Annotated in this window: 15 protein-coding genes, 1 tRNA gene and 4 pseudogenes; 12 read left to right on the forward strand and 8 right to left on the reverse strand. The window is 71.4% G+C overall.

What is annotated here, in order from left to right; genetic code table 11:
- Positions 1-5 precede the first annotated feature (5 nt).
- From AC067M_RS29960 to AC067M_RS29980, 5 genes are read left to right on the forward strand one after another with little or no spacing between them, the layout of a single operon-like run.
- Positions 6-1,370 (forward strand): B12-binding domain-containing radical SAM protein, encoded by a 1,365-nt coding sequence (locus AC067M_RS29960; RefSeq protein WP_478700161.1) that lies wholly within the window; start codon positions 6-8, stop codon positions 1,368-1,370.
- Positions 1,367-2,491, forward strand: coding sequence for an aminotransferase class I/II-fold pyridoxal phosphate-dependent enzyme (locus AC067M_RS29965; RefSeq protein ID WP_478700162.1), 1,125 nt, complete (start codon positions 1,367-1,369; stop codon positions 2,489-2,491). Before AC067M_RS29960 ends, AC067M_RS29965 begins: the two co-directional genes overlap by 4 nt.
- Positions 2,488-3,222 carry a tyrosine-protein phosphatase gene (locus AC067M_RS29970; RefSeq protein ID WP_478700163.1) on the forward strand — a complete coding sequence of 245 codons (735 nt, stop codon included), beginning with the start codon at positions 2,488-2,490 and terminating at the stop codon, positions 3,220-3,222. Before AC067M_RS29965 ends, AC067M_RS29970 begins: the two co-directional genes overlap by 4 nt.
- A 10-nt stretch (positions 3,223-3,232) precedes the next feature.
- Positions 3,233-3,874, forward strand: coding sequence for a prolyl hydroxylase family protein (locus AC067M_RS29975; RefSeq protein ID WP_478700164.1), 642 nt, complete (start codon positions 3,233-3,235; stop codon positions 3,872-3,874).
- The gene (locus AC067M_RS29980; protein ID WP_478700165.1) at positions 3,871-7,098 is read left to right on the forward strand and encodes an MFS transporter; all 3,228 of its coding nucleotides are present in this window, start codon (positions 3,871-3,873) and stop codon (positions 7,096-7,098) included. Before AC067M_RS29975 ends, AC067M_RS29980 begins: the two co-directional genes overlap by 4 nt.
- 95 nt (positions 7,099-7,193) lie before the next feature.
- Here the strand turns inward: AC067M_RS29980 and AC067M_RS29985 are convergent, their stop codons facing one another.
- From AC067M_RS29985 to AC067M_RS29995, 3 genes and pseudogenes are all read right to left on the reverse strand, one after another.
- Entirely contained in the window at positions 7,194-7,991 is a 798-nt protein-coding gene (locus AC067M_RS29985; RefSeq protein WP_478700214.1) for a Dyp-type peroxidase, read from the reverse strand.
- Positions 7,992-8,097: 106 nt separating this feature from the next.
- Positions 8,098-9,375: an ISL3 family transposase gene (locus AC067M_RS29990; protein WP_478700166.1), complete on the reverse strand. Its 1,278-nt coding sequence runs from the start codon at positions 9,373-9,375 to the stop codon at positions 8,098-8,100.
- A gap of 28 nt (positions 9,376-9,403) precedes the next feature.
- Positions 9,404-9,616, reverse strand: a pseudogene (locus AC067M_RS29995) (ISL3 family transposase); the annotation flags it as partial.
- A 113-nt stretch (positions 9,617-9,729) separates the two neighbouring features.
- On the opposite strand from AC067M_RS29995, the pseudogene AC067M_RS30000 reads away from it, so the two are divergent.
- A pseudogene (locus tag AC067M_RS30000) lies at positions 9,730-9,936 on the forward strand (IS256 family transposase); the annotation flags it as partial.
- 287 nt (positions 9,937-10,223) lie between these two features.
- Here the strand turns inward: AC067M_RS30000 and AC067M_RS30005 are convergent.
- Both AC067M_RS30005 and AC067M_RS30010 read right to left on the reverse strand, forming a co-directional pair.
- Positions 10,224-10,296 (reverse strand) — tRNA-Arg (locus tag AC067M_RS30005).
- 70 nt (positions 10,297-10,366) lie between these two features.
- Positions 10,367-10,615 (reverse strand): DUF7660 family protein, encoded by a 249-nt coding sequence (locus tag AC067M_RS30010; protein WP_478700167.1) that lies wholly within the window; start codon positions 10,613-10,615, stop codon positions 10,367-10,369.
- Positions 10,616-10,989: 374 nt separating this feature from the next.
- Here AC067M_RS30010 and AC067M_RS30015 point away from each other — a divergent pair, with 374 nt between their 5' ends.
- Together AC067M_RS30015 and AC067M_RS30020 are read left to right on the forward strand one after the other, a co-directional pair.
- Positions 10,990-14,445 carry a CHAT domain-containing protein gene (locus AC067M_RS30015; RefSeq protein ID WP_478700168.1) on the forward strand — a complete coding sequence of 1,152 codons (3,456 nt, stop codon included), beginning with the start codon at positions 10,990-10,992 and terminating at the stop codon, positions 14,443-14,445.
- On the forward strand, positions 14,442-15,110 hold the full coding sequence (locus AC067M_RS30020) for a hypothetical protein (protein ID WP_478700169.1): 669 nt from the start codon (positions 14,442-14,444) through the stop codon (positions 15,108-15,110). The genes AC067M_RS30015 and AC067M_RS30020 overlap by 4 nt, the downstream gene beginning before the upstream one ends.
- 14 nt (positions 15,111-15,124) lie before the next feature.
- Here the strand turns inward: AC067M_RS30020 and AC067M_RS30025 are convergent.
- A pseudogene (locus tag AC067M_RS30025) lies at positions 15,125-15,205 on the reverse strand (GNAT family N-acetyltransferase); the annotation flags it as partial.
- Between the two features lie 391 nt (positions 15,206-15,596).
- On the opposite strand from AC067M_RS30025, the gene AC067M_RS30030 reads away from it, so the two are divergent.
- Both AC067M_RS30030 and AC067M_RS30035 read left to right on the forward strand, forming a co-directional pair.
- Positions 15,597-15,878 (forward strand): type II toxin-antitoxin system Phd/YefM family antitoxin, encoded by a 282-nt coding sequence (locus AC067M_RS30030; RefSeq protein WP_478700170.1) that lies wholly within the window; start codon positions 15,597-15,599, stop codon positions 15,876-15,878.
- 3 nt (positions 15,879-15,881) lie between these two features.
- The gene (locus AC067M_RS30035) at positions 15,882-16,163 is read left to right on the forward strand and encodes a type II toxin-antitoxin system RelE family toxin (RefSeq protein WP_478700171.1); all 282 of its coding nucleotides are present in this window, start codon (positions 15,882-15,884) and stop codon (positions 16,161-16,163) included.
- 118 nt (positions 16,164-16,281) lie between these two features.
- Here the strand turns inward: AC067M_RS30035 and AC067M_RS30040 are convergent.
- Together AC067M_RS30040 and AC067M_RS30045 are read right to left on the reverse strand one after the other, a co-directional pair.
- Positions 16,282-16,593, reverse strand: a pseudogene (locus tag AC067M_RS30040) (acyl-CoA dehydrogenase); the annotation flags it as partial.
- 170 nt (positions 16,594-16,763) lie between these two features.
- Positions 16,764-17,516, reverse strand: coding sequence for an alpha/beta hydrolase fold domain-containing protein (locus tag AC067M_RS30045; RefSeq protein WP_478700172.1), 753 nt, complete (start codon positions 17,514-17,516; stop codon positions 16,764-16,766).
- 281 nt (positions 17,517-17,797) lie between these two features.
- Between AC067M_RS30045 and AC067M_RS30050 the strand changes: the two genes are divergently transcribed.
- Complete coding sequence (locus AC067M_RS30050) at positions 17,798-17,920, forward strand: putative leader peptide (RefSeq protein ID WP_478700173.1); 123 nt, start codon at positions 17,798-17,800, stop codon at positions 17,918-17,920.
- Positions 17,921-18,013: 93 nt separating this feature from the next.
- Positions 18,014-18,910 carry a glutathione S-transferase C-terminal domain-containing protein gene (locus AC067M_RS30055; protein WP_478700174.1) on the forward strand — a complete coding sequence of 299 codons (897 nt, stop codon included), beginning with the start codon at positions 18,014-18,016 and terminating at the stop codon, positions 18,908-18,910.
- The last annotated feature ends 267 nt before the right edge of the window (positions 18,911-19,177 follow it).

A 19,177-nucleotide genomic window follows, 5' to 3' on the forward strand; every position in this document is an offset into this window, starting at 1 on the left:
CCCCCATGGGAAAGATTGTGGACGAACCCCGGAAGATCCTCGTGATCTGGCCGCCGCAGGTGCTCAGCTACTTCAACGCGGGGCACCACCTCGCGCTCTACCAGGTCGCCGGTCACCTGCGCGCCGTCTACCCGGGCGCCCAGGTCACCGCGATCGACGCCAGTGTCGAGCGGCTGACGTGGAAGGACCTCGGCAGCAGGCTCTTCCAGGAGCGGTACGACGCGATCGCCGTGATGAACGAGTTCGACGGCATCGACGGGCTGCGCCGGCTCGTCTCCTACGCGCGGGCGCTGAACCCGGACGCCCCGATCGTCACGTTCGGCAGGCTGTCCGGGGTCAACCCCCGCTTCTTCGAGCGCTTCGACATCGACGCGATCGTGGAGAACGGCGACTTCGAGTCCGGCGTCGTCGCCGCGATCGAGACCTTCCGGGGCCGGGCGGCCGACGCGGCGGGGGTGCACCTGCGCCGCGACGGCTCCTGGGCCGCTCCGAAGCGCCGCGGCGACCTGCTCCCGGCGGAGGACTGGTACCTGCCGACGCCCGCCGAGATCCCGTACGGGCACTACGACGCCCTCTACTTCGACGACGCGAACAAGTTCTGCGGCATCCCGCGCCGCCGCGAACTGGTCGTACCGGCGGCTCGTGGGTGCCCGGTCGGCTGCTCCTACTGCGAGGTGCCGCTGATCTACACGCGGAAGGAACGGCGGCTCACGGTCGAGCGGACGCTCCAGTACATCGAGGAGTCGTTCGCCGCGGCGCCGTTCGAGTACGTGGCGTTCTACGCGCCGACGTTCACGCTGGACAAGAAGTGGATGGAGGAGCTCTGCCGGGAGCTGACCGGCCGCGGTTCCCCGTACCCGTGGAAGTGCGCGACGACGGTCCACCACCTCAGCGAGGGGATGATCCGGTCGATGGGGGCGGCCGGCTGCGTCCGGATCAGCGTCGGTCTGGAGACGCTCGACCCGCAGGAGGGCGCGTTGCTGCCCCGGGCGAAGCAGAAGTCCGCGATGGACCTCGACCGGCTCTCGGCCTGGTGCAAGGAGTCGGGCATCGAGCTGAACTGCTTCGTCATCGTCGGGCTGCCCGGCACCACGATCGAGGGGGCCGAGCGGACCATCGAGGCCGTCCAGGAGCGCGGGGGCCGGGCCCGGCCGACCGTGTACGCCCCCTGGGAGCTCGCGGGCCCAGACCTGCTCGACCACGAGATGGCCGCGTTCAACCGGCAGTTGTTCGTGCCGGGCACCCACGCGCTGACCGACGACGAGCTGGCCCGCGGCTACGACATCGTCTTCGGCAGCCAGCCGGACGTCACGCAGGTGTTCGAGAACATCCCCGCCCGCGCCGCCGGCCCGGCCCTGCGCCCGGCATGAGGGACGAGACGCTCGTGCCGGCGCGGGAAAAGGCGGGCTCCCCCTTCCTGCGGGAGAGCGCCGGCCGGTTCCGCAACCGGCGCGTCCGGGTCCCCGACGAGATCAACCTGAAGAACTGCGGGCTGCTGGACAGCCGGGCGGCGGCGGTGCACCGGGCCACGCTGGCGGAGTTGGACCCGAACGACGTGCTGACCTACCCCATCCTCCAGCCGGTCTACGGCATGCTGGCCGACCGGTTCGGGGTGGACACCGACTCCCTCGTCCTGACCGCGGGCAGCGATCCCGGGCTGAACCTGCTGACCCGGGCGTTCCCGGAGGTGTCGCGGATCGTCCTGCACCAGCCGAACTTCGACGGCTGGGCGAAGTTCGCGGCGATCTCGGGCTGTGTCCTGGACCCCGTGGCCCCGGACCCCGAGACCGGCCTGTTCGACCTCCGTGACCTGGCGCGGCGGCTGCGCGCGGGTGCGCCGGCGTTCGTCGTCGTCACCACCCCGCACAGCTTCACCGGGCAGGTGCACGGAAGGGAGGAGCTGGCCGAGCTGGCGGACGCGGTGGCGGAGCACGGCAGTCTCCTGGTCGTGGACACCGCCTACCTGGCGTTCACCGAGGGCGGCGAGGAGCTGGTGCGCGGGCTCGCCGGTCTGCGGCACGTCGTCCGCGTCAACACGTTCTCCAAGTCCTACGGGCTGTCGGGCGCCCGGATCGCGGTGACGGTAGCGCACCCGGCGACCGCCCGCCACCTGTTCGACCTGGACCCGGAGGGCTCGGTCTCCGCTCCGGCGGTCGCGCTGCTGCGGCGTTCACTGGAGGCGCAGGCCGTCTTCACCGGGATCTGGGCCGACGTGCGGCGGCTGCGGGAGCGGTTCGCGGCCGAGGTCGAGCGCGCGGTGCCCGGCTGGCACGCCCGGCCGAGCGGCGGGAACTTCGTCACCTGGGACGTCCCCGACCCGGCGGACGCCGGGGCCGCGAGCCGGCACCTCCTGGAGCGGGGGATCGTCGTACGGGACCTGTCCGGCGCGCCGGGGCTGCCGGCCGCCGTCCGTATCGCGGTCGCGAACGAGGCCGTCGTCCGTCAGGTCGTCGCCGCCCTGGGCGACCGGTACCGCGAAGGGGTGGCATGAACACCCGGAGGATCATGGTTCCGGGCCTGCCCAACGTGCGCGATCTGGGCGGGCTGCGCGGTCCCGGCGGGGGGTACCTGCGGCGGGGGCTCCTCGTCCGGGGGCCGGCGCCGTCTCCGGAGACGGCGCCGGCGCTCGGCGGCCTGGGCATCCGTACCGTCGTCGACCTGCGCCTGGAGGAGGAACGCCGGCAGTACCGGGGGCCCGAGTGCACGGGCGCGACCGTGCTGTCCCGGCCCGTGGCCGGCGACATGAGCCGTATCCGGGGCAATGTGCGGCCCCGGCCCAGCGACTACCTCGCGAACTACCGCGACATGCTGACGAGGGCGGCGCCGGTCGCGGCGGAGATCGTGGACCTGCTCGCCGACGGGGCGGAGGTCCCCGTCTACATCTGCTGCGCGATGGGCAAGGACCGCACCGGCGTCGTCAGCGCCCTGGTCCTGCGGGCGCTCGGGGTGCGGACGGCGGACGTCGCCCGGGACTACGCCCTGACCGCCCGCGCCTACCGCGCCCTGCGCAGCGCCGACGCCCGCCCGAACTGGACCCGCGAGGACACCCTCGCGCAGCTGCGGCTGCGGACCTCCACGCCGGCGGCGACGATGCGCTCACTGATCGCCGGGATCGAAGCCGAACACGGCAGCGTCGCCCGGCTGCTCACGCTCCACGGCCTCCGGGAGGAGACCCGGCTGCGCACGGTCGCCGGCGCGTTCACCCACCCCGTCCACCTGTAAGGAAGAAGACGTGTCCCTCGTCGACATCGAGACCATCAGCCGGGCCGAGCTGGAACAGGACCCGTTCGGCCACGCCGTGATCCCCCGCTCGTTCGTCACGGATGCCGTCGCCGAGAACCTGCGCGGCGAGTTCAGCGACGACGGCTTCGAGGAGTCCGAGCGCACCGACCTGAACCGGTCCGACAAGCAGTACCGGATGTTCAACCGCAACCTCGTCACCGCCGGCGCGGTCGACGAGGACCAAGTGCGCACGCTCCCCGCGAACTGGCAGCAGCTCGTCGCGGACGTCGTCTCCCAGCCCTACCGCGAGGCGCTGTCCGCGCTCACCGGCGTGGACCTGGAGCGGTGCCTGGTCGAGGCCCGCATGACCCGCTACGCCCGGGGCTGCTGGATCGAGCCGCACACCGACCGCCCGGACAAGGCGGTGACCCACCTCTTCTACTTCAACGACGGGTGGGACCCGGAGTGGAGCGGTGACCTGCGGCTGCTGCGCAGCGCCGACATGGACGACTGCGCGAAGCGGGTGGCGCCGACCACCGGGACGTCCGTCGTGCTCGTCCGCTCGGACCGGTCCTGGCACGGCGTCCCGCCGGTCGCCGACACCTGCCCCGTGGACCGGCGGGCGCTGCTCGTGCACTTCGTCCGCCCGTGACCCCGTTCCGGATCGGCCGGGGGCGGGAGACGCCCGGGAAGCGCACCTACCTGGTGGCGCTGACCGTCGACTGCGTGGGCAACGGCCTGTGGACGCCGGTCGCGCTGATCTTCTTCACCCGGGGGCAGCACCTCCCCCTGGCGCACGTCGGTGCCGCGCTGACGGTCGGCGGGCTCCTCGGCCTGCTGGCGGGACCGGTGAACGGCCTGCTGGTGGACCGGTGGGGTCCGGCGAACGGGGCGGCCCTGAGCTACGCCGTGCGCACCGGGGCGTTCGCGCTGTTCCCCTTCGTCTCCGCCACGTGGCAGGTCGGCGCGCTCGCCGTCGTCGCGGCCGCCGCGGACCGGCTGTTCTGGACGGCCAGCACACCGCTGCTGGCCCGGCTGGTCCCGGCCGAGGCGCTCATCGGCGTGCTGAGCACGGCGAGCGTGCTGAAAGTCAGCGGGTGGGCGGCGGGCGGCGCGATCGGCGCGACCGCCGGGGGCCTGCTGATCGACAGCGGTACGGGACTGCACCTGGTCGCCTACGCCAACGGCCTCACCTACGCGGCGGCCATGGTCCTGGTGCTCACGGTGCGTCGGCACGTCCGGCCCTCCCCCGCGGCCGAGCCTCCGGCCGACGGGCGGGCGTGGCGGTGGCGCGACCTGCGTGACGACCCCGGCTTCCTGCGGCTGTGCCTGCTGACGCTGTTGCTGGCGTTCGTCTCCGACTGCCTGACGGCGATGCTCCCGGTGGTCGCCATCGTGGTGCTCGGGCAGCCGTCGTGGGTGCCCGGGGTGGTGATCGCCGTCGCCTGCGTGTCGATGGCCGTGGCCCGGCGCCCCACGGTCGCCTACGCGCGGCGTGTCCCCGCCCCGCGGGTGCTGCGCCTGGCGTGCTGCTTCCTCACCCTGGCGGTCCTCGTCATGGCGCCGTCCGGCTGGGCGGGGCCGGCCACCACCGCGGTCGTCCTGTGCGCGGCGCTGATCGGCACGCTCGGCGACGCGCTGTTCGCCCCGGTCGTCACCACGACGGCGAACGCCGCCGCGCCGCCCGGTCTGGAGGGCCGCTACAACGCGACCTTCCAGACGTCCTTCGGGATCGCGGGCGCCGTCGCCCCGGCGGCCGGGACGGCGCTGCTGGCCCACGGGAACACCGTCCTGTGGCTCGGCCTGGCCGTCGTCTGCGCGGGGACGGCCCTGTCGGTCGGGTTCCTCACGCGGCCCACCCGGCCGGTAGCGGCGCCCGCACCCGCGCCGCTGCGGCGGATCGTCGTCGGCGGGATCTCCGGCGCGGGCAAGACCACGCTGGCCGCCGCCCTCGCCGGGGCGCTGGACATCCGGCACATCGAGATGGACGCGCTCTACCACGGGCCCGGGTGGACCCACCGGGCGGAGTTCGCGGACGACGTGGAGCGCGCCACGCGAACACCGGCGTGGATCTGTGACGCCCAGTACCACTGGGTCGTCGGCGACCTGCTCGGCGAGCGCGCCGACACGTTCGTCTGGCTCGACCTGCCCCGCCGGACCGTCATGAGCCGCGTGCTGCGGCGCTCGGTGGTCCGGGCCGCCACCGGCCGCGAGCTGTGGCACGGCAACCGGGAGACCTGGCGGTCGATGCTGCGCAACCCGCGCCACCCGCTGCGCTGGGCCTGGTCCCAGCACGCCACCCGGCGCGCCGAGACGGCCGCTTTCCTCGGCTTGCACCCCGGCCTCGCCGTCGTCCACCTGACCAGTGCGAGTCAAGCGCGGCAGTGGCTGCGTTCGATCGAGCACCGGCCCCTTTCGCCCGCCCCGTCACCACTCAGCGCAGGAGGTACCCCCATGCAGGACCGTCGGCGAGAACCCGCTCCCCCGGGCGAGCCGCTGCTGGAGATCCACGGCGGGAACCGGCTCTCCGGGTCCGTCCGCACCTCCGGGTTCAAGCACTCCCTGGTCACCACGGTGGCCGCCGCGGCCACCGCGAGCGCGCCGGTGCGCATCGGAAACTGCCCGGACATCGTCGAGACGACGGTGCTGGGCGAGATCTTCCGCGCGGCGGGCGCGCACGCGCACTACGACGGGCCGGCCGAGACGTTCACCGTCGACGCGTCCGCCTGGGACCGCGCGGAGCTGCCGGCCGATCTCGTCGGCCGCATCCACGGCTCGCTCTACTTGCTGCCCGCCCTCGTCTCGCGCCACGGCGTGGCCCGGCTGCCCGCGAGCGGCGGCTGCACGATCGGCGAAGGCCCGCGCGGCAGGCCAGTCGAGCACATGCTGGACGTGATGGGGCGGTTCGGGGTCACCACCCGCCTGACGGCGGACGGCTCCGTGGACCTCACCGCGCAGCGGCTCACGCCGTGCACCATCGACATGCTCGACTACACGCGCAACAAGGCGCTCATGAGCGGGCCCTGCTACAGCGGTGCGGTCAAGACCGCGCTGCTGATGGGCGCGGTCACGCAGGGGACGACCACGCTGCACCACCCGTACCTCAAGCCCGACGTGACCGACATGGTCACCGTGCTCCGTGACCTCGGCGCCGACATCGAGTTCGCCGGGCCCGAGACGTGGGTGATCCACGGGCGGGGCCCTCAGGCGCTGGACCGGCCCGCCGACGTCACGCTGATCCCCGACCTGATCGAGGTGGTCACCTGGATCTGCGCCGGCGTCCTGCTGGCGGACGAGCCACTGCGGATCACCGGCCCGGGCATCGACCGCGCGGTCCACGCGCTCGCGCCCGAGTTCGACCTGCTGGACCGCATGGGGGTGCGCGTCGACGTCGGCGCCGACGAGGTGACCGCGCACCCGCTGGCGAAGCCGTTGCGGCCGGTGGAGTTCACCGCCATGTCGCGCGGCGTGTTCAGCGACAGCCAGCCCTTCTTCGCCCTGCTGGCGGCGTACGCCGAAGGCCCCACCCACATCAGGGAGGCCGTCTGGGAGCACCGCTTCGGCTTCGCCCCGGAGCTGGAGGCGCTCGGCATGCGGACGGCGGTCGACGACACGGTCCTGCGCGTCGACGGCCCCTGCCCGCCGTACCGGCCCGGCACCGACCTCCACGCCACCGACCTGCGCGCCGCCGCGGTCCTGCTGCTCGCCGCGCTCGCGGTACCGGGCCGGACCACGCTGCGCAACCACCACCACCTGGCCCGCGGTTACCGCGACCTGGTCGAGGACCTGGTGAAGCTGGGCGCCGACATCCGGCACACGACGGCGCCCGACGTCCGGCCGAAGCTCACGGCGGGGGCCGGTGCGGACCCGGCCTGACGTCCTGAGCCGCGACCGCGACCGGGCCCTGCTGGAGTAAGGAGGCCCTGGGCGCGCTCGCCACCACCGCCCGTCCGGGCGGGCGCGTCCCAGCCTCATGAGTCCAGGAACCGCTTCTCCACGTACTCGCCGGGCGCCGGGGTCGGGGGGACGTACGCGAGCGCCGACGCACGGTGTTCCGTGTACGGCTGCAGGTCGTCCCTCGTCGTGAGGCGTTCCTGGACCCGGGTGAAGAGGGTGGGGTCGTGCGTGTAGGCGAGGAAGGGGAGGCCCTGGTCGGCGGCTCCGTTGTCGTACGTGCAGCCCCGGCGGAGCATGCGCGCGCCGCCGTCGTAGCGGGGGCTGGCGGCGCGGACGTGGGCGTGCAGGGGGGTCGTGTAGCGGCCTTCGGGGGTTTTGGAGAAGACGTCCACGTCGTCGTGTTCGTGCCGGAGTCCAAGGGGCGCGCCGGAGCCCCGGTGCCGGCCGATCGTCTGTTCCTGGACGGTGAGGGGGAGGCTCGTGAACTCCTTCACCTTCAGGTGGATACGGCGGACCACCAGGTACGTCGCGTCGTCCGCCCAGACCCAGCGTTCGCACTCCTCGGGGTGGGGTTCTCCGTGCCGTCCTTGAATCCGAGGAGGTTGCGGGGGGTCTGGCCGGGGCGTGTCGGGGGGAGGTGGGCGGGCTGGCGCCAGCGGGTACGGAGGGTGCCGGCCTTGGCGGTGAGGGCCTCGGGGGGCAGAGCTGGAGGACCAGGTCGGGGGTCTTGTGGGTGAGGTTGTCGCCGGGGAACGGGGGAAGTTCCCGCAGCGGCTCGGGGGCTGTACGGCCCAGCGCGGGGGGAAACCGGGGCCGAACCCGAGGGTCGCGGTGAGCGCGGGGTCCTCGGGGTGCTGGAGGAGGGGGTCCAGCGGGTGAGGGTTCGGACGAGGGCCTCGGTGGCCGCTCTGCCGGTCAGGTGGGGGGACTGCAAATAGAACGGCCCTGTCTCACTTTCAGTGGTGACGGAGGGTGGCGCTATCCGAGGAGGATGCGGTGGCGGAGGAGGGTGAAGCCTGCTCGACCGTGCATCTGGCGCGCGATTCGCTTGGTCTTGGTGTTGACACCTTCGGCGGGGCCGTTGCTGTACGGAAGTGTGAGTGCGGCGTCCACGGCGTCGCGGTCTCGGTCCAGGCCCCGGGTGAAGGCGTGCAGATGAGGCAGATCGGCTGAGCGAACCTCGACGATCCAACGCGAGAGCCCGTCGGCATTTCCTGAGCAAGGCGTCGGGAGTTTGGCGAAGCTCCGGACAACGGCGGCCAGTTGGGTCATCTCGGGGCAGACGGCGGTGAGCCGTGCGAGAAGATCGTGATGTTCGGCCTTGAGGTTGTCGGGCCTGGTGAGGATCATCCGGGCGAGCCGGCGCGGGGAGATGTGGCTGCGGGCGGCGTCCGCGCGGCCCTGGTTGATGTACTTGTGCAGGAGGTTCAGGCAGTCGGCGAACCCGAGGGCCTTGATCTCTTCGAAGAGGTGCTGGACGGGCACGGCGGGATCTTCGGCCCGGCATTTGCGCAGGTGCTCGCGGTAGGGGTCGACGAGGCTGGCGCGGTATTTGGGGACGCGGAGCATCCGCTCGGGCCGGTCCGCCCGCGCGTAGCGTTTGACGGTGTTCAGGGCCAACTGCAGTCGGCGGGCGCACTCGAGCAGGCCCACGCCCTTCTCGAGCAGGTTGTGGACCTGGTGCCAGCGTTCCATGGTCGTCTGCGCGCGGGGCCCATCGTAGATGGGCGCGTCCAGCACGGCGGCCCAGCAGGTGCTGTGTGCCTTCATCTTGCTCAGGGCGGCTTCGCAGAGGTTGTGCCACAGGTGCCACCGGTCGGCGACCTGGACTGCGTCGGGCAGGGCCCGGCGGACGGCCTCGGCGTAGGTGGCTGGGCCGTCTCGGCACACGATCTTGATGCCCGGATGCCCGCGCAGCCATGCTTCCAGCGTGTCGGCAGTGCGGTCGGGAGGTACGTCGATCCGTTCATGGGTCTCGGCGTCCGTCACCACGGTGGCGTAGCGGTGCCGCCGGCGCAGGGCGAAATCGTCGACGCCGATCACGCGGGGCGCCCGTCCGGTGGGCAACGGGATGCGTAGAAGGGTGCGCAGGGCCGTGTGACGCGACAGGCCCACTGCGAGTATCGCCAGCAGACGCGATCCAGCCCGGCCCGCTAACAGTGCGGCGCTGGTATCGCTCCAGCACCCCGGGCATCTGCTCACGGAAGGTCTGCTGGCAGCTGCGCGTGGGACACACCAGGCGCCGCACTCGCACACGAACCACCACCCGGCGGTCGTCCACCGGCACGTCGGCGACGGTCCGCCAGTGGTAGCCGTGCACCCGCCCCGTCGGCGCCCCGCACACCGGACAGATCGCGGTGCCTTGCGGAGTCCGCGCCCGCACCACGATCCGCTCACCCTCGTCGGCCACATCCTCGATGACCAGCGGGAACAGTCCCGAAAACACTATCTGCACAAGCTCGTTGACGTCCTTCACACGAAGGTCAACGACCCTCACGACTCTCCATCACCACCGAATGTGAGACAGGGCCAATAGAACGGTGTAACTCCGATCATGGAGGATTGCACCTGTGACCAGCGAAAACATAGCGGATTGAAGAGACCGGGACCGTGGCCGTGCAGACGGCTCCGTCAACGGCCGCGGATGACGGCTTCATCGAGGAACTCGTCGCCCGGGCTCAGGCCGACGGGCTGCAGTTGACCGGCGAGGGCGGCTTGTTGCAGCAGCTGACGAAGCGGCTGTTGGAGTCCGCGCTCGACGGTGAGATGACCGACCACCTCGGCTATGACAAGCACAGCTCGCCGTTCCGGGAGGGCCAGGGTGGAACAGGAATTCTGACGCGCGTGCTCACAGCAACACTCCACGGTTCCCGTGGACGGCCCTCGGCACCATGCTGACCTGCGAGCTCACCGGCATCACAGAGCTATCGGTTTCGGCCGGAACGAACCTCATCAGCGTCCCGTACCGACATCAGCCCCCGTCAGGGCAGACAGGAAGCACCTCGGCGCGCGCCACGGCATTTACCACGCCCCCGGCGCGCACCGAAGGTGCGCTGGGTCGCTGACCTGCAAAAACGCCCTCCCGAAGGAGGGCGGAGCGTGGGCGCCCCCGGCAGGACTCGAACTTGCGGCCAAGCGCTTAGAAGGCGCCTGGTGCGTAGCGTGCCACGCCCTGGCTGACCTGCTTCTCTTATCGTGCAGTGCGCGTCATCGTCTGGACTTCGACACGCATTCGACGCGGCCCGGACTACTCGTACGTCGTCGCTGCTTGCAGAGCTTGCGCGAAGAAGGCCCAGTCACCGTCAGGCGGCAAATTCCGGCCGGTGTTGCGGTACCAGCCGTCCGCGTCATCCATCCAGGCGGCCAGAGCGTCCAGGAAGCTCGGAAGGTCCGCGTTCTCCCATGAGCTTCCGTCCTCGGCGTGACTGCGACGCAAGGAGCGAACGAAGGCTGCCAGGTCTTCTCTGCTGTCGACGTGATCAGGAGAAGTGGTCATGCCTGGGGAGCCTACTTGGCACGCCTAGCCGGAGTTGCCCTGTGAGCGGAGCTAGTGCTGTGACCGCATAGGTTCGCCGGGTTGGTCGTCGTGGCGGTTGGATGTGCGGTGACGTCCGATCGTCCTGCACCGTCCGCTCACGCATCGCTCACGCATCTATTGACGCGGCGCCGTTGCCGCCGAACTGCGGCTTCTCGGTGCTCACGGATCCGCGCGCCAAGGGTGAGCCGGACGCGCGGGCGGCACGCCGCCTGTTGGGCGAGCACACTGCTGCACTCGAGATCCTCACCGCGGGTCCGGGGAGCGAGCGGGTCCGACCAGGGATCGTGCCATTGTTGATCCCGTTGATGACCGGTTGGCGCGAGGGGAACGGCGTGCGGCTGTCGCGGGACATCACCGGGTGGGCGTTCATGGTGGAGGTGGACGGTGTTCGGCGTGCCGGACTGGCGGTAGGACTGGCCGGCATCAGCCCGTTCACCGCCGGTGGCGGGGCCGGAGGCAGCCTGTTCACCCGCGCGAACGGCTGGTGGGGCCTCCCGGTGCTCCTCTCGCTGAACGAACTGCCCCTCGGCCACCCTGTCGATCACAGGTGGTGTGTTACGCAGGACGACGGAGGCGTGCTGTCCGTCCTCAGCCCGGACGGCGCGTACTTTGTGCACGACCTCCGCCTGGAGGAGCCGCTGGGCTGGCGCGAGACGGCGATCGCCTCGGGGACGGTCATGCTGGTCGTCTCCCACGTGCTGCCTGTCACGGATGATCCGATCGGCGCGCTCGACTTCGAGACGCGGCAGGGCATGGTGTGTGCCGGCCCCGTGCGCTTCGGCGAGCCGGGCTGCGAACCGCGTGATGAGGAGGACGGCGCGCCGACGGTCAGGTTCCTCATCGATCCGGTCGGCACGCTGATGGAGTTGGCACATTACGCGTGCGACCGCATCCTGTCGTTGTCCCAGGCGAAGCAACAGGCGCGCGAACTGGAGAAGACGCGACAAGCCCTGGCGGAACACACGGACCAAGCGCTGCCCGCCGAGGCGATGGTGGAACTGCTGTTCCGGGACGAGTTCCTCGACCACCGCGGTCTGGTCGAGCTCATGTACGTCTACTGGAGGCTGGTCGCCGAAGTCGCCGACACCTGCGGGGCGGAGGACGCCTGGCGGGACGCGGCGCTCCGTACCGTCGAGTCGGCCGTCCACCTGGTGGCGGACCGGTGCGATCGCGCGGTGTTCGAGGAAGCCGACGCGGTGGTGTCACGGCTGATCGACAAGCTGAGCGATCCCGCCGAACTGGAAGCCGCGTTGCTGGCCGCCGCCCGGTTGCGGTTGGCCACCCGGGGAGCGGAGGACTTCGCCGCCGACCACTACGCCCGCGGGATGCGTACCATCTGGTCCGCTCGGCTGGACGCGGACCTGTACCGCACGTGGTTCACCGACGAGGAGCCCTTCCAAGCCGAGTCCCACCGGCTGGTGGCGGAGGCGGGACACCTGGTGGTGCGCGCGCTGGAGCTGGACGGCGGGACCCGAAAGACCCGGCTCCTGGCGTCGTTGGCGCAGATCCTCGCGGACGAGGAGGGAGTTCACCGGGATGCCGCCGGCGCCGCTCTGTCGGCATGGCTCGACTCGTCCACCGCCGACGATCCGGATGTCGCCCTGTTCCTGCTCAGAGTGGTGGACGGGGTTCCCCCGGCCCTGGCCGACGGGTTGCCCAGGGCGGTCTTCGAGTCGCCCATGGCCGATTTCGTCGCCGCCCATGGCAGCGACGTAACCGCGAAGGTGATCAGCCAGGGCGTCAACCTGGCCCGGGAACGCGCCGACCGGCCGCTGCTGCGCACCGCGCTGGACTGGGCGGAGCAACTCGGCGTCCGCTGGGACCCCGCCCACCGCAGGCAGTTGACCGAGGCACGGCTCCACGTGCTGCCCGACGACCCCACCGACTGCCCGGGTCCCGACCATCCGCTCGCGGCGTCGTTTCCGCAATCCCCGCAATCCTGGACCCCTACGCAACGGTCGGCGGCGCTGCTGCATGCGGCCGCACATGCCCGCGACCTGCGGCAGCCGGCGCTGGGGCTGACCCTCCTGAGGCAGGCGGGCGACGTACGGAGCGAGGAAGCCCGGCTGCTGACGGCGGACCTGTACTACCAGTCGGCCCAGGCGGGCGAGCCGGTCTCCAGCAGCCCTGTCCCGTTCCCGTGGGGTTACTACGCGTATGCGGCACTCGGCTACGCCTCGCTGGGCTTCGAGGAACTGGCGCGGGCGAGCCTGGTGCCGTTCGTGCAGCAGGTGGGCAACCTCCACGGCGAGGAACTCAAGGCAGCGCTGTTCGCGATCATCGTGGACGTGCCGAACTTCGACACGAGCCGCGCGCCCGAACTCGGCGGGGTACTGCGCGACCTCGTGCACTCGGCGGTCTGGCAGCTCACGGCGGAATCCGAGACGCTGCCGATGGGTCTGATGCTCGGTCTGCACCAGGCGGGCAAGGGACCGGAGCTGGGCGCATGGTGGCGGATCGACGGTCCGCTCGCGCTGCCCGCGCACATCCAGCACCTTCTCGGCAAGCTGCACGATCTGGAGGAGCCCGCGGCCTCCCTCGGTGCGTCTGGCGCGTCGCCGCACCTGCTGAACGTACTGGACTCCGACCGCCGTCCCGGCGGCCACGACGCCCAGCAGATCGCCCGGAACGTGCGGTGGCGCATCTCGTCGCTCATCGACGACGAGCTGAGCCGCCGCGCGGCACCGCTCATCGACGACCAGCGCCTCTGGGCGAAGGCACACGAGCTGCTGGACGACCGGACCGTACTGCTGACCTGGTTCCTGCCCGCCGCTGTGAGCGGCGCGGCCGTGCTCCTCGCTGTCACCAGGCAGGGCCGGGTGCTCGTCGTGCACCTGGGCGACGGCGCGGACGAGAACAACGACCGGCATCCGGTGGCGGACCGGGTTGAGGCGATCCGGACGGAGATCCAACGCGACCCGCTGTTCGGCGATGTGACGCCGGAAGGCAGCCGACTGCTGCGGCAGCCGGGCGACATGCCGCTCGGCGGCAGCGAACTGTGGGACAAGTGGCGGGCCCAGGGCAAGGACCGGATCCTGGCCTGGCCGCACGGCGCGCTGCACTACCTGCCGTTACCACTGTGCCGACCCGGGGAACGGATGATCGCCGACGACTGGACGGTCACCACCATCGCCGGCCTCGAAGCCCTGATGCCCGCCGCAGGCCCCGTACGGCCGCGCCGCACCGCGGTGCTGGCCTCCGCCGACGGCGGTGTGCCCTACGGGCTGCACGCCGAACCGGCGCTGGAGGAGCACGCGCGGAAGGTCGCCGACGCGGTCGGCGCGGACGCCGTCACCGGGCCCGCGGCCACGCGTGACCGGTTGCTCGCCGAACTGGCCACGGCGGACGTGGTCCACATCGCCGTACACGGGACGCTTGACCAGGACGCGCCGTGGATGCACTGCCTGTATCTCACCCCGGATCATGATGACGACGGCCGGGTCTTCGCCTACGACTTCCTGGAGGCCGACCTGCGCGGTGTCCGCCTGGTCACTCTCGCCGCGTGCGAGTCCGCGCTGGGCCGATTCGATCGCGCGGACAACGTACGTGGCATCCCGTCGGCACTGATCACCGCCGGCGCGCAGGCCGTCGTCGGGTGTCTGTGGCCCGTACGCCCGGAGCCGGCCACGTACTTCTACCACCACATGCACCATCGGATCGCGCACGGCACGGACACGGAGCGCGCCTTCCGCGAGGCCCAGCTCGCCACCCGTGCCCGGCATCCCCACTACCGTGACTGGGGAGCGTTCACCTACCTGCATGGTCGGAGCAAGGGAGCCGTGGCATGACCGAGGTCCGGTTGCACGATGTCGAGCTTGTGCCGGAGCGCACGCTCGGCAGCCCGGCCGACGACGAGCCGCTGCGCGGCAGGCTCACGTTCGGCTGGGATGTGCTGCCCGTCGACCACGAGGGCGTGCCCGCTCAGTGGGTGTCCTATGTCAAGGCAACGCCCGACCGCGAGTTCCGGCAACTGTTGATGGTGTGCTCGTTCCGTCCGGAGACACCGGCCGGCAAAGGTGAGTTCCGCCACGCCTCCCTGGGAGTGGCGCTGTCCACACCGGACGGCCGAGCACGGCCCGTCGCGCGGCTGATCGACCCCGGCGAGCGCACCCGTCCGGTCGTCGGCTCCGGCATGGGCATGAGCTTCACGGTCAAGGCAGGTCTGCTGGACGTGGGCGTGGAGAAGCCGCCGGGTGCGGGGCCGGAGAGGGACGAGTGGATCGTCCGCGGCCACGGCGCGTCCCAGCCGAACCCGCAGTGGGAGTTCCGCCGGGTCAAGGGCTTCCCGCTGGTCGGCGACCACCCGGTGGCAGCGCTGGTGGAACTCGTGCCCGACCGGCTGAACATGGCGGAGGTGCTGGTGGCGGCAGAACTGGAGCACCGCAGCTGGGGGATCCGCCGCTACCGGGCACGGCTCGCACCGTCGCCGCACGCCATCGTGCTGGCCGGGTGACCACGCCACATCCGTCAGCGGATTGCGCGGACCATCACGGTGAGGACCGGCGAGGCCGGTGCCGGCTGGCTCTGGCCGATGTTCTCGTACCCCCAACAATTACGAGCGCCGCTCCGCACCCGTCCCGAAGTTCCTCGACGAGGGAGCCCAAGCCATACGTCGAGGGACGGGGTGACGGCGCGCTGCGCTTCACCGCCGCAGGGCGGACCGCTGCGCGCCCGCAACTTCCGCTAGCGGCTCTTCGCCCCTTCGCCCGGCCGTGCTTGCCATCGCCAGCGGCGCGGACGTCAACGTCGTACAGACGATGCTGGGCCACAAGTCCGCGACGCTGACCCTGGACACCTACGGTCACCTCTTCCCCGACCGCCTCGACGAGAGGGGCCCCACCATCGCAGGGCGGAAGTCCTCGGGGTTGCGCAGAAGCCAACGGGACCGTGTGCCAGTGGACGGATTTCCGCCTTCATGTACATCTGCTACATTCATTACATGAGTGATCCGGTGGTCGAATCCATGGCCGAGGTCCGCAGCCACCTCGCCGACGTCATCGATCGCGCTCGCCGGGAGGAAACCCCGACGATCATCACCCGGCGCGGCAAGCATGAAGCTGTCGTGATCGACATCCAGGAGTACCAGCGCCTGCGACAGATCGCCGAAGAGGCCGAAGAGTCGTGGCTCAACCGGCTGGCCGACGAAGCCGAGTCCGAGGGCACGGAAGGGTCGGTCTCACTCGAAGAGATGGCTGCCTTGCTCCGCGCTCATGAGCGCTGATCCATGGAGCACGTCACGCGTTTCACGCCGCACGCCCAGCGGGACATGCTCAAGATCCCGCGCCCGGATGCCCTGCGTATCCTGTATCGCCTCACTGAATTTCAGAAGGCAACGGATGCGGGCGATACGACTGCGTTCGACATCAAAGCCCTCCAAGGGCACAACGCTCGTTGGCGACTCAGAGTCGGTGACTACCGCATCGTCTATACCGTCGAGAACGGCCAACTCATCGTGTGGGTCCTGGCCGTCGGCAACCGCCGCGACGTCTACCGCCAGGTTCCGTAGGACTCCGCCACGCAGTTGGTGTCGGCAGCCCGCCGTGGGATGCGGGAGCGTGCGCCCTTCGTTTCGTCTGTTCAGGCGGCTGCGGAGCACGCGAGACTCGTACTCGTGACGCGTAACCCCCAACACCCTTCCCGGTGTCGCTGAGGCCGACCAGGGTGGCCATCGAGAAGTGGTGCATCGTCGTGGCCCCGGCGAGGGAGGGGGAGCGGCTGCCCAGGGCGCGCTGTACCCGCAGGGCGTCGAGCGCGGTGGCCCCCAGCCCCTGGAGCGACTCCGGGGCCAGCAGCCCCGGGCCCCCACTCTCCCGGAACAGCCGGATCCCCGGGCTCTCCGGTGCCTCCAAGGACATCAGCGGTACCGCGCTCAGACTGTCGTCGAGCCCCGGCAGCAGCTTGGTGAGTGCGGCGCGCTCCCGCTCCAGGAATCTCATGTCGTCCCCTGTTCCTCGCTCCTCGTTTGCACCGTCGGCGACGTCGCTTCTGTTTACGCGCCCGGCGCTGGGAACCCTCGGGGAGAAGTCACGGGAAATGTGGGCGTGTTGGGGCGATGGGGACGGGCGGCGACCGAAGGTCTCAGCGCCCACCCCTCCCCCCTGGACCCTCAGCGTTCGAGCAGAGAGGTCCCCCGCGCCGCGCTGAAACGCGCCGAGCGGCACCACATGCGCAGGAACTCCGCGGCCGCCCCCACCTGGCGCAGCCCCTGCGCCGACGAGTCCTCGTGGATGCGCAGATCCACCGCCACGCCCGAGTGCGCCGCCCGGGTCGCGAAGGACAGCGCGTCGTCCAGCAGTACCTCCGTGCCCGCCGCGTGCAGTTGCAGCGGGGGCAGACCGTGGAGGTTGCCGTGGAGGGGGCTCAGCAGGGGGTTCCTGGGCTCCGTCACACCCGCGTAGGCGGCCGCGCGTACGGGCAGGGTCTCCGCGTCCACCGTGCGGTCGGCAGCCGCGTTGAGCAGCAGGCTCGGCGCGTCCAGGGTGAAGTCCAGCAGCGGCGACATGAGTACCGCGCAGGACGGCGGCGGCGCGCCCTCGTCGCGCAGGCGCAGCAGCAGGCCGGCCGCGAGCGCGCCGCCGAGCCGCTCGCCGGCGACCGCGGCCGGACCCCGGTCGCGGCAGTGCTCCCAGGCGGCGTACACGTCCTCCAGCGCCTCGGGGAAGCGTCGGCGGTAATCGGCGCACAGAACGGAGTACCCGGTGGTGCGGGCGAGTTCACGGGCGGTGGGCAGGGCGTCCTGCGGGGTGCCCGCGAGCTGTGGGTCTCCGTGCAGGTACAGCACGGTCTGCTCCGCGCGGGGGCCGCCCGGACGGGCCTGCGGACCGAACGGGCCATCCTCGACGTGGACTTCACTCGCCACGGGTCCCCACCTTCTCCGCCGCTTCCCGGTGTTCCTCAACCATGCGGGGCCTTCCGGTCGTCCGACAGTCTCGTCAGGTGAGCGCACGGCCCTCGGCGACGTCGTCGGCGGCGAGGGGTGTTCACCCGCACCCTTGCATCCCCGTCCATCAGCCGGGTCATGCATGTGGGTGACACCCCACGAACCCGCCGTCACGAACCCACCCCTTGGACACCCCCTTGACTGCGGCTCGAGGCCGATCGACACTCCAGAAGGGAATCCTAGTGAACAGGTAGGGAAACATGGGGCGCCTTGAGCCGGTCACCAGCCGCGCGAGCCGTACACCGGGCCCGCCCCCTCTTCTGACCTCCCGCCGTCACATCGACCTGCAGCGCGTCTGCAGCGCGATCGGCCCCCGGGGCTGACCGCAGGCAGCGAAGCCGCACCACGCCCCTGCGCCCCTGCTCGACGTTGCTACCGCCGCGCGTACGTCCGCGCGCCCGCCTCCGGGGAGAGTCATGTCCGTCACACCGCTGGCCGCCCACCCGTCCCAGCAGCCCACCCCCGCCTTCCGGGGCCGGATCGGCCGGGACGCACGCAGCGGCCACTACGCCGTGCCGCGCCGCTACCGCCTCCACCTGTCGCCCGCCACCGCGCCCGGTCTGCGCATCGCCGTCACCCACAGCCTCCTGGGCCTGGGCGCGGCCTGTCCGGTGACCCTCCTGCCCCCGGTCCCCGACTGTCCCGACGGCGGCCACCACGCACTGCGTCCGCTCTACGACGCCAGCGCGCACCGCTACACCGGAGCGGCCCTCGGGCCGGTGCTCAGCGACGACTGGTCCGGGCGGATCGTCAGCACCCACGCCCCCGACATCACCCGCGACCTGGCCCGCGGCTTCGGCGGCGGCCGCCCCTCGCTGTACCCGTGTGGCACCGAGTCGGAGATCGAAGCCGTGGAGCTGCTGTGCGGGGAGGGTATCGAGGAGGCCGCACAGCGCGCCGGAGCGCCCGGCGCCGAGCCGGCGCACCGCGCCGCCGCGCTCGACAAGCTGCTCGCCACCCTTGACGCGCTGGAGCGCAGCCTCACTGACTATGAGTTCCTGATCGGCGATCAGATCACCGCCGCCGACGTCGAGGTGTGGGTCGCCCTGGTCGAACTCGACACCGTGCACCGCCACCACCTCGACGCCGCCGCGGTCCACCGCATCGCCGACCACCCCGCCGTATGGGCCTACGCCCGCCGTCTCGCCGCTCGTCCGGCCTTCGGCGCGCACCTCGACCTCGACGGCATCGCCCGCCGCCACCACGCCCAGTGCCGGGGCCTGGAGGCCGCCGGTTCGGCTGTCCAGATCCTGGACTGGGCCGCCCACGCGGCAGGTAGCGACAGCACTCCGCCGCAGGTCAAACGACCCTGAAGCGTTCCATCCAGTGGACCGACGTTGACATCCGATCGACCAACTGCCTTACTTGCGGCGCAGACGGCGCGAAGGCCCCCGGGCCGGAACAGTGACGGTGACGACATGTACGCAGTTCCCAGGACGGCGACACGCCGCTCCCAGAGCTGCGTACTGTCGTACCCCCTCGTGGCCGACCGCTCCGTCGATCTGCTGCGCGTCAACAGCGCACTCTGTACGGCACCGGGCCGTGCCCGTTGTCGGGGCTGACGTCCTTCCAGCCCCGCA

The sequence above is a fragment of the Streptomyces sp. NPDC043427 genome (genome assembly GCF_056436655.1).

Excerpts from the sequence above, each read along its gene's own strand:
- AC067M_RS29960 (WP_478700161.1), top strand. The coding sequence starts at position 6 with ATGGGAAAGATTGTGGACGAACCCCGGAAGATCCTCGTGATCTGGCCG.
- AC067M_RS29965 (WP_478700162.1), top strand. The coding sequence starts at position 1,367 with ATGAGGGACGAGACGCTCGTGCCGGCGCGGGAAAAGGCGGGCTCCCCC.
- AC067M_RS29970 (WP_478700163.1), top strand. The coding sequence starts at position 2,488 with ATGAACACCCGGAGGATCATGGTTCCGGGCCTGCCCAACGTGCGCGAT.
- AC067M_RS30010 (WP_478700167.1), bottom strand. The coding sequence starts at position 10,615 with ATGACCACTTCTCCTGATCACGTCGACAGCAGAGAAGACCTGGCAGCC.
- AC067M_RS30020 (WP_478700169.1), top strand. The coding sequence starts at position 14,442 with ATGACCGAGGTCCGGTTGCACGATGTCGAGCTTGTGCCGGAGCGCACG.
- AC067M_RS30030 (WP_478700170.1), top strand. The coding sequence starts at position 15,597 with ATGAGTGATCCGGTGGTCGAATCCATGGCCGAGGTCCGCAGCCACCTC.
- AC067M_RS30035 (WP_478700171.1), top strand. The coding sequence starts at position 15,882 with ATGGAGCACGTCACGCGTTTCACGCCGCACGCCCAGCGGGACATGCTC.
- AC067M_RS30050 (WP_478700173.1), top strand. The coding sequence starts at position 17,798 with ATGGGGCGCCTTGAGCCGGTCACCAGCCGCGCGAGCCGTACACCGGGC.
- AC067M_RS30055 (WP_478700174.1), top strand. The coding sequence starts at position 18,014 with ATGTCCGTCACACCGCTGGCCGCCCACCCGTCCCAGCAGCCCACCCCC.